General features: G+C 67.8%; 12 protein-coding genes. 8 read left to right on the top strand and 4 right to left on the bottom strand.

Going from position 1 to position 13,646, the window contains the following annotated elements; all coding sequences use genetic code 11:
* Positions 1–123: 123 nt before the first annotated feature.
* The gene (locus HY726_02275) at positions 124–1,740 is read left to right on the top strand and encodes a hydantoinase B/oxoprolinase family protein (protein MBI4607818.1); all 1,617 of its coding nucleotides are present in this window, start codon (positions 124–126) and stop codon (positions 1,738–1,740) included.
* 67 nt (positions 1,741–1,807) lie between these two features.
* Positions 1,808–3,070, top strand: coding sequence for an ABC transporter substrate-binding protein (locus tag HY726_02270; protein MBI4607817.1), 1,263 nt, complete (start codon positions 1,808–1,810; stop codon positions 3,068–3,070).
* 9 nt (positions 3,071–3,079) lie between these two features.
* Here the strand turns inward: HY726_02270 and sfsA are convergent, their stop codons facing one another.
* Positions 3,080–3,775, bottom strand: a complete 696-nt coding sequence (gene sfsA / locus HY726_02265; GenBank protein ID MBI4607816.1) for a DNA/RNA nuclease SfsA — start codon at positions 3,773–3,775, stop codon at positions 3,080–3,082.
* A gap of 103 nt (positions 3,776–3,878) precedes the next feature.
* Here sfsA and HY726_02260 point away from each other — a divergent pair, with 103 nt between their 5' ends.
* The 6 genes from HY726_02260 to HY726_02235 are packed head-to-tail and all read left to right on the top strand — an operon-like array spanning position 3,879 to position 7,839.
* Positions 3,879–4,073 (top strand): type II toxin-antitoxin system VapB family antitoxin, encoded by a 195-nt coding sequence (locus HY726_02260; protein MBI4607815.1) that lies wholly within the window; start codon positions 3,879–3,881, stop codon positions 4,071–4,073.
* A complete protein-coding gene (locus HY726_02255) occupies positions 4,063–4,461 on the top strand; it encodes a PIN domain-containing protein (protein ID MBI4607814.1) in 399 nt (132 codons plus the stop codon). Before HY726_02260 ends, HY726_02255 begins: the two co-directional genes overlap by 11 nt.
* A 40-nt stretch (positions 4,462–4,501) precedes the next feature.
* A complete protein-coding gene (locus tag HY726_02250) occupies positions 4,502–5,368 on the top strand; it encodes a branched-chain amino acid ABC transporter permease (protein MBI4607813.1) in 867 nt (288 codons plus the stop codon).
* Between the two features lie 25 nt (positions 5,369–5,393).
* The gene (locus tag HY726_02245) at positions 5,394–6,371 is read left to right on the top strand and encodes a branched-chain amino acid ABC transporter permease (GenBank protein MBI4607812.1); all 978 of its coding nucleotides are present in this window, start codon (positions 5,394–5,396) and stop codon (positions 6,369–6,371) included.
* Positions 6,368–7,129, top strand: coding sequence for an ABC transporter ATP-binding protein (locus tag HY726_02240; GenBank protein ID MBI4607811.1), 762 nt, complete (start codon positions 6,368–6,370; stop codon positions 7,127–7,129). The genes HY726_02245 and HY726_02240 overlap by 4 nt, the downstream gene beginning before the upstream one ends.
* A 5-nt stretch (positions 7,130–7,134) precedes the next feature.
* Positions 7,135–7,839, top strand: a complete 705-nt coding sequence (locus HY726_02235) for an ABC transporter ATP-binding protein (GenBank protein ID MBI4607810.1) — start codon at positions 7,135–7,137, stop codon at positions 7,837–7,839.
* 69 nt (positions 7,840–7,908) lie between these two features.
* On the opposite strand, the gene HY726_02230 is transcribed toward HY726_02235, so the two are convergent.
* The 3 genes from HY726_02230 to HY726_02220 all read right to left on the bottom strand — a co-directional run bounded on the left by HY726_02230 (position 7,909) and on the right by HY726_02220 (position 13,576).
* Entirely contained in the window at positions 7,909–10,611 is a 2,703-nt protein-coding gene (locus HY726_02230) for a GAF domain-containing protein (GenBank protein ID MBI4607809.1), read from the bottom strand.
* Positions 10,612–10,740: 129 nt separating this feature from the next.
* Positions 10,741–11,766 carry a response regulator gene (locus tag HY726_02225; protein ID MBI4607808.1) on the bottom strand — a complete coding sequence of 342 codons (1,026 nt, stop codon included), beginning with the start codon at positions 11,764–11,766 and terminating at the stop codon, positions 10,741–10,743.
* Positions 11,753–13,576 (bottom strand): response regulator, encoded by a 1,824-nt coding sequence (locus tag HY726_02220; GenBank protein MBI4607807.1) that lies wholly within the window; start codon positions 13,574–13,576, stop codon positions 11,753–11,755. The genes HY726_02225 and HY726_02220 overlap by 14 nt, the downstream gene beginning before the upstream one ends.
* Between the last annotated feature and the right edge of the window lie 70 nt (positions 13,577–13,646).

Here is a 13,646-nt window from a genome sequence, read left to right as displayed (position 1 = left end):
GCGCGAGGCCACCTGCGTCATCGCGCCCGGCGGCCGCTGCCGCGTGGATCGGCATCTGACGCTGGTCGTCGATCTTCGAGGGTAACGAGACGTCAGGCAGCGGAGAGGCCGGCAAGGATCCCAATGAGCACCATGAGCTTCGATCCGGTCACGCTCGAAGTCTGCTGGAACCGGCTGATCGGCGTCGTGAACGAGCAGGCGGCAGCGCTCCAGCGGACCAGCTTCACCTCCGTCGTGCGCGAGGCCGGCGACCTCTCCGCCGGGGTCTTCGACCGCCGCGGCTTCATGGTCGCCCAGGCCGTGACGGGCACACCGGGCCACATCAACTCCATGGCGCTGGCCATGCGCCACTTCGTGGATGCCTATCCGATCGAGACGCTCTTCCGGGGCGACGTCCTGATCACGAACGATCCGTGGAAGACCTCCGGCCACCTCAACGACGTGACCGTCTGCTCCCCGATCTTCCGGGGCGACGACCTGGTCGCCTTCTTCGCCTCCACCTGCCATACGGCCGACATCGGCGGCCATGTCCTCTCGGCCGAGGCGCGCGAGGTCTACGAGGAAGGGTTCTTCATCCCTATCATGAAGCTCTACGAGGCCGGGAAGCCCAACGAGAGCCTGATCCGGCTGATCCAGGCCAACACGCGCGTGCCCGATCTGGTCCTGGGAGACTTTCACGCCCAGGTCGCCGGCGGTGACGTGGGTGGTCAGCGGCTCCTCGAGTTCATGGGGGAGTTCGGACTTTCTCGGCTCGAACCGCTCGCCGACGAGATCATCGGCAGGACCGAGCGGGCGATGCGCGAGGCGATCCGGCGGCTCAGGCCCGGCGCCTACGAGTACACCATCACCTCGGACGGCTTCGACGCCCCGATCACGATCAAGGTCCGCTGCGAGGTCTGCGGCGACGAGCTGTGGATCGACTACACGGGCTCCTCGCCCGAGAGCCGGCGCGGGATCAACGTGGTCCTGAACTACACCCAGGCCTACACCACCTACGGCGTCAAGGTGATCGTGAGCCCGGATGTCCCCAACAACGAAGGCGCCTTCCGCCCGCTCCGGATCATCGCTCCCGAAGGCTCCATCCTGAACGCGCGGCACCCGGCGCCGGTGGCCGCGCGCCACGTGGTGGGCCACTTCCTCCCCCACGCGGTGGCGGGCGCCCTCGCCCAGGCGCTCCCCGATCGCGTCATGGCCGAGGGCTCGGCCAACATCTGGGGGGTCCAGGTCGCCGGCAAGGACCTGAGCGGGGCGCCGTTCACGTACATCTTCTTCACCTCCGGCGGGACCGGGGCCCGCGCGACGAAGGACGGGCTCTCGGCCACGGCCTTCCCCTCGGGCGTCCTCGGCACGCCCGTGGAGGTCATCGAGTCCCTCTCCCCGCTCCTCGTCGAGAAGAAGGAGCTCAGGCCCGATTCCGGCGGCCGGGGAAAGTACCGGGGCGGCCTGGGGCAGACGATCGCGTTCAGGGTCAGGACGCGCGAGCCGTTCGTCTGCTCGATCCTCTGCGACCGGACACGGACTGCCGCCCAGGGCTTCTTCGCGGCCGGCGCGGGCGCACCCGGCGAAGTGTGGATCAATGGCGGGCGGCCGGACAATCCGAAGGCCGAGCAGATCCTCGGGCCCGAGACGCGCGTCGAGATCCGGCTGCCCGGGGGCGGCGGCTACGGCGAGCCGGCGCAGCGGGATCCCGAGCTGGCCCGGCGCGATGCCGAGGCGGGCTACGTCACCCGCGCGCCTTGACATCTCCCTGCACCGGCCGATAGAATTCCCCCGCAAACCCCACGACACGTCTCACCAGGAGGTTCCCATGAAACCGTTGCGGATCGCGTGCTCCCTCGTACTGCTGCTCGGGCTCGCAGCCGTTCCCGCCACCGCCCAGCCCAAGGAGGTCGTCATCGGCGTCATCTACCCGATGTCGGGCCCGGCGGCCCAGGCCGGTGTGGACAACAAAGCCGTCTTCGAGCTGGCGCGCGACATCGCCAACGGGGAGGCGGACATCGCGTTCCCCTTCTACCAGCGGCTCAGAGGGATGCCGGGGCTCAAGGGCGCCAAGATCCGGCTGATCTTCACGGACCACCAGGGCAAGCCCGATGTGGGCCAGGCCGAGGCCGAGCGCCTCATCACCCAGGAGAAGGTCCACGCGCTGGTCGGCTCGTGGCACAGCGCCGTGACGGCGACGGCGAGCCAGGTCGCCGAGCGATTCGGGATCCCCTTCCTCAACCCCGAGTCCTCCTCCCCGGGACTGACCCGCCGCGGCTTCAAGTGGTTCTTCCGGACCTCCCCGCACGACGAACACTTCACCCAGGTCATGTTCGACTTCTTCCGGGACCTCGAGAAGAAGCGGGGGATGAAGCTCAAGACCCTGGGCATCACCTACGAGGACACGCTCTTCGGCGTGGACAGCGGCAAGGTGATGAGGGAGCTGGCGAAGAAGTACGGCTACGAGGTCGTGGTGGACCTCCAGTACCGCGCCCGGTCCACCTCGCTCGTGGCCGAGGTGCAGAAGCTCAAGGCTGCGAGCCCCGACGTCTGGATGCCGACCTCGTACCAGACCGACGCCATCCTCTTCGTCAAGCACTCCCAGGAGCTGGACTATAACCCGAGGATGATCATGGCGCAGAACGCGGGCCACATCTCGCCCGACTTCATTCAGGCCGTGGGAAAGGAGGCCGAGGGGACCATGACCCGGGCGCCGTTCTCGACCGACCTGATCGCCAGGCGGCCCGTGGCCAAGGCGCTCAACGAGCACTACAAGAAGCGGGCCGGCAAGGAGCTCTACGACTTCCCGGCGCGCGCCTTCACCGGGATGATGACGCTCCTCGACGCGATCAACCGGGCCGGTTCCACCGACCCGGAGGCGATCCGGAAGGCGCTGGCCGCCACCCACATCCCCGGCGACCAGCTCATCATGACGTGGGAGAACATTCGCTTTGACGAGACCGGGCAGAACACCGGCGTCAAGGGGATCATCCTCCAGCTCCGGGGCGGCAAGTACCACACCGTCTACCCCTTCGACTTCGCCACGCGGGACGTCCTCTACCCGATCCCGAAGTGGTCTGAACGGAAGTGACCGGGTGGGCTACAGCACCAGGGGAAGGCGGCGGCTCAGGGTGATCTCCCGCGGCGTGACCCGGGCGCGGTAGGCGAGGATCCCGACGCCTGCTCGGTGGGCGCGGCGGAGCCAGCGGCCATAGACCGGATCGATCTCGTCGGCGGGGCGGAAGGCGATGCAGTCGCCGCGCTGGACGACGAACACGAGCGCGGCGCGGTGCCCTCGCCGCCTGAGGCGGATCAGCTCCTTCACGTGCTTCGTCCCGCGCTCGGTGACCGCATCGGGGAACGCCGCGATTCCGTCGAGCCTCAGGGTCACGCTCTTCACCTCGACGTAGCAGCGCTCGTCCCCCCGCTCGAGGCAGAGGTCGAGCCGGCTCCGCGGGTTGATCCTCACCTCGCGCCTGATCCGATCGTAGCCCTGGAGCTCCTCGATCACGCCGCGCGCGATCGCCTCCTCGACGAGTCGGTTCGGGTGCATGGTGTTGACGCCGACCCAGACGCGCCCCACGCGAATCATCTCCCACGTGTACGTAAGGCGCCGCCCCTGGGCGGGATGATGGGAGAGAAGGACCGCGCTCCCTGGCGCCGTGCATCCGATCAGGCTCCCCGAGTTGGGACAGTGGGCGGTGACCACGCGCCCGCCCCTGAGGCGTACTTCAGCCAGGAACCGCTTGTAGCGGCGAATCACGACGCCCGGGATGAGGGGAGACGGGAAGCGCATTACGGGGCACGGTCACAACGCCGCATCGTATCATACATTTTCAGGTTGATGATACATACATTTCCAGATAAAATGTATGATCGAACCGGGGTGGAAGTTGCCGATGCGAACGACCGTGAACCTTCCAGACGACCTTCTCACGGAGGCCATGAAGCTCTCCCAGGAAAAGACCCGCACGGCGACAATCGTCGCCGCGCTGCGGGAGTATATCAGAGCGCGGCGCGTCGAGCGACTGATCGCCCGTCGAGGCAAGCTGGAGTTTACTGGCCACTGGGAACGAGGCCGACATGCCCGATAGGGTCCTGGTGGATACTTCGGTCTGGGTGGATTTCTTCAGGAACCTTCGAGCTCCCGTGGGTGAGACCATCTCCGCGCTCCTTCGGCGCGGCGAGGCGTGCTACACGGGCCTTATCGAGGTGGAATTGTATCGGGGAGCTAAAGGGCAGGCAGAGCTGGACTCGCTTGACATTCTGTTCAAGACGATTCAGCGTCTCCCCGTCTCCGACTCTCTCTACAGAAAAGCCGGGCAGCTCTGCTATCGTCTTGCCAGGAAGGGAATTACGGTTGGGACCGTGGACGCGATGATCGCGACGGTGGCCCTCGAATACAATTGCCGCTTGCTGTCTCTGGATCAGCACTTCAGAGAGATTCAGCCGCACTGTCAGCTCAAGCTCATCGCGGTGTGACTGCGCGCCGGTCTCGCCCGTCCGCCGAGGGCGTGCTCCCGTGACCGTCGAGGTCCTCCTCCAGGCTGCCGTCAGCGGCCTCCTGATGGGCTTCGTCTACGCCCTGATCGCCGCCGGGCTCTCGCTCATCTTCGGGCTGATGGAGATCGTCAACTTCGCCCACGGCGAGTTCCTCATGCTGGCCATGTACACGGCCTTCTGGTCGTGGGCGCTCTGGCGGCTCGACCCGCTCCTCTCGCTCCCGCTCAGCGCGGCGGTCCTGTTCCTGCTTGGGGTGCTCACTTACAAGGGCGTCATCCGCTGGATCCTCGAGGCCCCCATGCTGGCCCAGATCTTCGCCACCTTCGGCCTGGCGGTCTTCCTCCGGAGCCTGGCCCAGTTCCTCTGGGGCGTGGACTTCAGGCTGATCCAGGACCCGCTCGTGAAGGGGCGCGTCTCGCTCGCCGGGCTCTACATCGGCCTCCCCCAGCTCATGGCCAGCCTCGCCTGCCTGGCCGCCTTCGGCTTCCTCTACTGGTTCATCACCCGCACCGAGACCGGGCTCGCGCTCCAGGCGACCGCCCAGGACCGTCAGGCTGCTTCGCTCATGGGGATCGACACGGAGCGGATGTTCGCCCTGGGCTGGGGGATCGGCGCAGGCTGCGTCGGGGTCGCCGGCAGCCTCCTGACCACCTTCTTCTATATCTTCCCCGACGTGGGCGGGACCTTCGCCCTCCTGGCCTACGTCGCGGTCGCCCTGGGCGGCTTCGGAAACGTCCCTGCCACGCTGGCCGGCGGCATCACAGTCGGGCTCGTCGAGGTGCTGGGAGGCCTTCTGATCGCCCCGGCTTTCAAGTACGCGATCGTCTTCCTCCTCTACCTGGTCGTGGTCCTCTGGCGCCCGCAGGGCCTCTTCGGAAAATTCTGATGGCCCGAGCTGAGCGGGAACGCTGATGGCCCGGCCGGCGCGCGGAACGACGGTGCGGTGGCTTGCGGCCAGCGCCCTGCTTGCAGCACTCCTCGCCTTCCCCTTCGTCTTCACCCGGCCCTTCCCCCGCCACGTCATGATCAGCATCTTCCTCTACGCCATGCTCGCGCAGGCATGGAACATCCTGGCGGGCTACTGCGGCCAGATCTCCCTCGGGCACGCGGTCTTCTTCGGCATCGGCGCCTACACCTCAACGCTCCTCGTGCGCCACGCGGCTCTCACGCCGTGGCTCGGCATGCTCGCCGGGGCCGCCGTGGCCGGCCTCGTCTCCCAGGCCATCGGCTTTCCGGTGTTCCGGCTGCGCGGCCACTACTTCGCCATCGCCACGATCGCCGTTGGCGAGATCGTCCAGACGCTGTTCATCAACTGGGACTGGGCGGGAGGTGCGCGCGGGCTGTTCGTCCCCCTCCAGCGTCCGGATCGCTTCGTCCACTTCCAGTTCCACGAGTCGAAGCAGAACTACTACTTCGTCTCACTCGCCTTCCTCGCGCTGGCCCTCGGCCTCGCACGACTCCTCGAGCGCTCCCGCGCCGGCTATTACTTCCGCGCGATCCGGGAGGACCAGGAGGCGGCGGCGAGCCTCGGGGTCGACGTGACGCGCTACAAGCAGCTCGCCATGGGGATCTCGGCGATGCTCACCGCCCTGGGCGGGAGCTTCTACGCCCAGTACATCCTCTTCATCGACCCGGAGTCAGTTTTCCCGCTCTCGCTCTCGATCCTGATCTGCCTGATCGCCGTTCTGGGCGGCGTGGGCACGCTCTGGGGGCCGCTCCTGGGCGCCGCCGTCCTGGTGCCGCTCTCTGAGGGGACGCGCGTCCTCCTGGGCGGTGGCGGGAAGGCGCTGGACCTCTTGATTTACGGCGGGCTGATCGTGGTGATCGCGGTGGTCCAGCCCGGAGGGCTGATCGCGCTGCTCCGCCGGCCGTGGGGGCGCACGTCGTGAGCCTGCTCTCGGTAGTCGGCCTCACCAAGCGCTTCGGCGGCGTGACGGCCAACCGGAACGTCTCCCTCGAGATGGCGTCGGGAGAGCTCGTCGGCATCATCGGGCCCAACGGCGCCGGCAAGTCCACCCTCTTCGACGTAATCACCGGCTTCTACCAGCCCGACGCCGGGGAGATCCGCCTCGACGGCCAGCCACTGACCGGGCTCAGGCCGGACCAGGTGAGCCGCCTCGGTGTCGGGCGGACATTCCAGAAGCTCCGTCCCTTTTCGGGAATGACGGTGCTCGAAAACGTGATGGTCGGCGCCCTCCAGAGGTATCCGGCCGTCAAAGAGGCCAGGACTCGCGCGCTCGAGATCCTGGACCGGGTAGGGTTGGGCGGCAAAGCCGATGCGCACGCCCGCACGCTCTCGACGGGGCAGCGGAAACGGCTCGAGCTCGCCCGGGCCCTGGCGACAGAGCCGAGGCTCCTGCTCCTGGACGAGGTGACCGGCGGCGTGGACCAGGCAACGATCCCCGGCCTCGTTGAGCTGATCCGGGAGCTGCACCGGCGCGGAACCTCGCTGGTAGTGATCGAGCACAACATGCGGGTCATCATGGCGATGGCCCAGCGGATCGTCGCCCTCCACCTGGGAGAGGTGATCGCTGACGGCCCGCCCGAGGCGGTCATGCGCGACCGCCGCGTCATCCAGGCGTACCTGGGCGAGGCCTATGCCAACTCGGCGGGGGGCTTCGCCGACCCTCGAGCCGCCGAACCATGAGCGCGATGCTCCAGGCCGAGGGGCTCAACGTCGCCTACGGGGACTTCCAGGTCTTGTGGGAGGCCCGGCTCCGCGTGGACAACGGCGAGATCGTCTGCCTCCTGGGGCCCAACGGCGCCGGCAAGTCCACGCTGATGAACACGCTCTCGGGCCTGATCCGCCCGTCGAGCGGGCAGGTGGAGTTCAGGGGACGACGGATCGACGGCCTCGCGCCCCATGCCATCGTGGGCCAGGGGCTGGCACACGTCCTGGAACGCCGACGGCTCTTCCCGCACCTCACCGTCCGCCAGAACCTCTGGCTCGGCGCGTACCACAGGGCGGCGAAGCCGCACCGCGCGGAAAACCTCGAGTGGGTGGAGGGGCTCTTCCCGTTCCTGAGGGCCCGCGCCCGCCAGCTGGCGCACACGCTCTCCGGCGGCGAGCAGCAGATGGTGGCGATCGCCCGCGGGCTCATGGCCAAACCCGTTTGCCTGATGATCGACGAGCCGTTCCTCGGGCTGGCTCCCGCAATCGTACGACAAATTTCAGACGTGATCAGGCAGATCAGCGAGCGCGGGATCACGGTGCTCTTCATCGAGCAGAATGTCGAGCTGGCCCTCCGCCTGGCCCATCGGGGGTACGTGCTCGAGAGCGGTCGCACGATCCTGGAGGGATCCGCGCGCGACCTCCTCCAGTCGGCGGAGGTCAAGCGCATCTTTCTCGGAGTCTAAGGGGTGTCGCAATGACGCCCTTCGAGCGCGCACCCACGCCGAAGGCGTGGGTGTCCCCCTCCGACCGACTCAGCGCGCCCGCGCGAGGGCGCGGCTCACCACGGTCGCGACCTGTTCGGTCTCGAACGGCTTGAACAGGACGAGGTCCACGTCCCGGGATTCGGACGTGGCCGGCTCCTGCTGATCCAACCAGCCGGTGACGAGGATCACCGGCGTCCCGCGGCTGATGGCCTTGATCTGGTCCGCCACCTGCCAGCCACTCGCCCCCGGCATCGCGAGGTCGGTGAAGACCAGGTCGTGGCGGCCTGCCTGAAACATGGACAACCCCTCGGCGCCGTCGGCCGCTTCGCTCACGGTGTGACCCTGGCCGGCGAGGATCTCTGCCAGCATCGCCCGGACCTCCGGCTCATCGTCGATGACCAGGATCCGGGCGGGGGACGGCTGGGCCGGGGGCGCGGCGGGTGGGGGAGGCGCCGCGGCGGCGAACGGCACGCTGATGGTGACCGCGGTGCCCTTCCCCGGGCCGCTCTCGATCGCGATCTCTCCGCCGTGGCGCTTGATGATCCCGTACGTGAAGCTCAACCCGAGCCCGCGGCTCTTCGGACCCTTCGTGGTGAAGAAGGGCTCCATGACCCGCTGCCGCACCTCTTCGGACATCCCGACGCCGGTGTCCGCCACGGTGCAATGGACGCGCCCGCCGGCGGTCCGGGTCTTCACGCTGATCCTTCCGCCCTCGGGGAGCGCGTCGATCGCGTTGAAGACGAGATTCAGGAAAACCTCCCTCAGCGATCCGAGGTCCCCGGTCACGGACGGGATCGGCCCTGCCTCCAGAGCCGCCTGGATCTGAATGCCGCGGACCTGGGCCTGAGCCTGCCAGAGCGGCCGGGTCAGCTCCAGCACCTCGCGGGCGAGGTGGTTCAGATCCACCGGGCCGGTCTCCAGGACCGGCTGCATCCGGCCGAAGCCGTGCACCCGCCGGACGACTTCGGCACCGTCCAGCGCCGCGCGCTCGACGATCTCCAGGGACCGGCGCATCTCGGGGTCTTCGAGCTTGCGGAGGAGAAGCTGGGTGCGGCCGAGGACCACAGCGAGCAGGTTGTTCAGGTGGTGGGCCATCCCCGACGCGAGCTCCCCCACCGCGCGAAGCGTCTCCCCCCGCACCAGGTGGTCTTGCGCCGCCTTCAGGTCATCGACCGCCTGCTGGAGGCTCTTCACGAGCCGCGCGTTCTCGAGCGCGACCGCCGCCTGGGAGGCGAACGCCGTGGCCAGCGCCAGATCCTCCCTCGAGAAGCCCTCCTCCCGCTTTGTCCGGATGCTCAGCACGCCCACGACCCGCTCGCCGACCTTGACCGGCACCCCGAGGAAGGCCCGGGCGCCGACGCGGCGGTAGGCCTCCTGATGCTCGGGGATCAGCCGGGGATCGTTCGCCGGGTCCATGACCAGGAGGGGCTCGCCGGTCGCCGCGACGATCCCCGTGAGGCTCTCCCCGATCTTCAGCCGCTCCACCGGCATCGCTTCCTTGGCATCGCCCCAGGTCCCCACGCGCATCAGCTCGTTCCCTTCCACGAGCCGGATGCCCACCGAGTTGGAATCGAGGAGCTGGCCGCAGGCTTCCGCGATGGCGCTGAGCAGCGACTCCAGCGCTTGGATGCGCGAGAGCTGCCGGCTGACCTGCAACAGAGCCTCGAGGCGGTCCTGGCCGGTCCTCAGCTCCTGGAGGAGCTGGGCGTTGCCGATGGCGATGGCCGCCTGGTCCGCCAGGAGACTCATCAGCTCTTTCTCCTCGGGGGCGAACTGGCGCCGGTCGTCGAAGAGGATGGCGAGGACCCCAACGACCCGTTCGCCCGAGATCAGCGGGAGCGCGGCGAACGCGTGAAGCCCGGCTTCCTTGGCCAGACGCGGCTCGAGGAAGCGCGGGTCCTCCTGGACGTCGATGACATACTCGGCCACGCGCGACTCGAAGACGCTCCCGACCACCCCCCGGCCGTACTGGATAGTGGGAAGGTCGACCATGAATCGCTCGGCCATCGCGTCGATGCCGAAGCTCACCCGGGCTCGGAGCCCCCCGCTGGCGGGATCGTCCACCCACACACGGGCCATCCTGGCCCCGAGGAGGGTGGCCGCGGCCTGTGCCACAGCGTGGAACACCTGCTGGCTGTCAGTGGCGGAGGTGATGAGGCGGGTCAGCGCGCTGAGCGCGGTAAGCTTCCGGGCACGCTCTTCCGCCTGGTGGTAGAGGCGAGCGTTTCTGATCGCGATGGCAGCCGGCGCCGCGAGCGCCTCGGCCAGGGCCACATCCTCGGGAGAAAAATCCCGCGGCTGGCGGCTCATCGCGGCCAGGATTCCCACCGGCGCATCCTCGATCAGCAGCGGGACCCCCAGGAAGGATACGAGGCCCTCTGCCATCATCCACGCGCGGTTCCTGAGCCGGGGATCCACTTTGAGGTCGGGAACAACCAGAGGCAACCGGTGCTCGACGATCCAGCCCACCAACCCCTCACCGGTCCTCAGGCTCATCCGGTACTCGCCGGGCTCCCGGGTCACGCCGGCCTGGGCCTTGAGGTGAACCTCGCCCGACGCACCTTCCCAGAGCCAGATCCGTACCACGTCCACCCCGAGGCGGGCCTGACCCAGCTCGGTGAACCGTTGGAGGACCTCGGACAGATCGAGGGTTCCGGTAAGCAGGCGCACCGCCTCTGAAAGGGCGAGGATCTCGCCCCCCGCCGGGGCCAGGGGCCCCGGCGCTGTCTGGTGGCCACGTTCTGGGTTCATGAGGCTAGTCCGTGAACTACGGGCCGACCGTGGACAGGTTAGCTCAAGACAGATGCGAGCGGAACAAAGAAATACGGGGTGGGCTGGTAGAGGGCCCGGAAGCTACGAACGAAGTCATGGCGAGCGGCATCAGCCGCCGAAGTCTTCAAGAACCTCCACGAAGGTGGTGGCGACGCGTGGGTCCCAGAACCCCGCATCCGTCTCCCGGAGAAGGATCGAGAGCGCCTCGGCATGAGCGAGCGGACCCTTGTACGGTCTGGCGGTGCGGAGCGCGTCGTAGACATCCACCGCCGCCATGATCCGGGCGCCGAGCGGGATCGCCTCGCCGGCGAGCCCGTCAGGGTACCCCGAGCCATCCCAGTGCTCATGGTGATGGTGGACGATAGATCTGACTCCGTCCAGGGTCCGGAGCCCTCGGATCAGATCGGCTCCCATGACCGGGTGGGCCTGAATCCGCTTCCGCTGCTCGCGGTCCAGGGGTCCGGGCTTGAGCAGAATCCCGTCCGGGACGGCGATTTTCCCCAGATCATGCAGGTAGCCCCCTAACCGGAGCGCTTTGAGCGTCGGCTCGTCCACCCCAAGGGCCTGCCCCAGAGCCACCGCGTACCGGGCGAGGCGTTCGCAGTGTCCGCCGGTGTAGGGATCTCTGGCCTCGATGGTCAACGCGAGCGTGGTAATCACGCTCTCCGCCCGCTCGAGCTGGTCAAGGAGCGACTTGACCCGGAGGAGCGCCGCCACCCGGGTCTGCAACTCGACGAAATCGAAGGGCTTCGCGAAGAAGTCGTCAGCTCCCGCAGCCAGCCCGGCCACGCGCGCCTGAAGATCGGCCACCCCGGTCAGCAGGATCACAGGGACGAGCTGAAACCGGGGATCGGCCTTCAGACGCGCGCACAGCTCCACGCCGCTCATCGCCCCCATGTGGACGTCCGTGAGGACCAGGTCCGGCACGGTCCGATCCACGAGCTTGAGCGCGGCTTCCGCGGAGGCCGCGGTCACGACACAGTAGCCCAGCGCCGTCAGATGTGCCTCGACGACTTCCCGCACTCGTGGCTCATCCTCCACCACCAGGACCATCGCTCGCTCTACGGGGGCCCCGCGGCCGGTAGGCCGGTTGAGATCCAAGACCGTCCCCTCCTTCGTGTCAACCTTCCGCATGGTTCGCCTCAGGTCGGGCTTGCCCCCCGACGACCCGAAGCTGGAATCGCGCTGCGGGTTCGCTCGATTCCCGGGGCTGGGCGATATCAGAGACGGTGCGGAGGATCTGCTTCACCTGAAACGGCTTGGCGATGAGGAAGTCCACGCCGTGGGTCTCCAGCTCCGCGGGCTCTATCCGGACACCCCACCCCGTGATGAGCGCCACCTTCAGATGAGGCCAGCGGGCCTTGATCCGATCCGCCACCTCCCACCCGGTCATGCCCGGCATCCCGAGGTCGGTGAGCACCACATCCACAGGCTGGCGCTCCAAGGTCTCCAGGCCCTCGGCTCCGCTTCCGGCCACACACATCTCATGCCCAGCGGCCGCCAGGATGTCCTGGAGTGTCTCCCGCACGTCGGCCTCATCGTCCACGACCAGGATGCGCAGACGTCCCCCTTGAGCGCGAGGCGTCTCCACAGCTCGGGGCGGGGGCGCAGGCCGAAGCGGAAGCCTGACCGTGAACGTCGTCCCCTGCCCTTCCTTGCTCTCCACAGTGATCTCTCCTTCGTGGCGGTGGATAATGCCGTAGCAGGCGCTGAGGCCGAGCCCGCTCGACTTCGGCCCCTTGGTCGTGAAGAACGGGTCGAAGATCCGCTGCCGGATTTCCGGCGACATGCCGACCCCTGTATCCCTGACTCCCAGACAGACCGCGCCATCGCCGGTCCAGCTTGACAGCGTGAGCGTGCCCCCGTGGGGCATGGCGTCGATGGCGTTGAATACGAGGTTCAGCAGCACTTCCCGAAGCTCGGCCGGGTTCCCCGCTACCGGCGGCACCCCACCGGTTTCCAGCACCACCTGAATCTCGTGGCCCTTGGCCTCGGCCTCGTCTTTCCACCGGTGGCGAGAGACCTCCACGGTCTGGACAAGCAGCTCGTTGACATCCACCGCCACGGCCTCCCCCGGTCGTGGCGTGGCGCGTGTGAACTCCAGCAGCCGGCGCACCGTCTCGGCCCCATCCAGCGCCGCCCGCTCCACCACCGTGAGGTTTCGCCGGACCTCCTTGGGAGGCACCTCGCCCTCATCGAGCTGCAGGAGCAGGTACTGGGTCCGCCCCAGGATGGCCGTGAGGAGGTTGTTGAAGTCGTGCGCCACCCCACCCGCCATTTCGCCCAGGGCGCGGAACTTCTCGGACCGGACGAGCTGCTCCTGAGTGTGTTGGACCTCCTCGTAGGATCGCTTCAGCTCGTCGAATAGGCGTGACCGCTCGATGGCGATGGCGGCCAGGTTGGCGAACTGAGCGAGGAGATCGACCTCCTGCGCAGTGTAGCGGTGAGTGGCCCGATAGTAGACCGACAGCGTCCCGATGGTCCGATCGCCGGACCGAAGCGCTACAACAACAGCGGAGCGGAGCCCCTCCGCCCGAGCTTCCTGCGGGTATGCGTAGCGCGGCTCTTGCTGCAGGTCCTCCACGAACACCGCTTGACCATCCTGAACGGCAAGCGCCATCACCCCTTCACCGGGCCGGACTGGTCCCCGGTTGGCAAAGGCTTCGCTCACCCCATGATGGGCCACCGCCTCCAGGAGGGTTCCTGAGCGATCCAGGAGGCGGATGGAGCTGGCATCGGCGCCTATCAGCTCGGGCGCCGACTTGGCCAGCTGGGGCAGGATATCGGCGAGGTTCAGGCTGGCGGTGGCCTGCCGCGCCGTCTCGAACAGGACGCTGAGGTGCGCGTTCTTCCGCGCGAGGTCTTCGTAAAGGCGGGCGTTGATATGACTTCCGCTGTCAAGTAGGTGATGACGCCAGGAGCGGTGGTCGTGTTCCTCCTTCATGGTGGTTGCTCGAACCATCGGAAGAGACGGAGCCTGTAACTGCGACGGTTGATCATGCTGATATCCGTGG

This window comes from Candidatus Rokuibacteriota bacterium, assembly GCA_016209385.1.
Taxonomy (GTDB): Bacteria; Methylomirabilota; Methylomirabilia; order Rokubacteriales; family CSP1-6; genus JACQWB01.
Note: the sequence above shows the minus strand (reverse complement) of the source record. Positions and strands in the feature narration are given on the sequence as shown.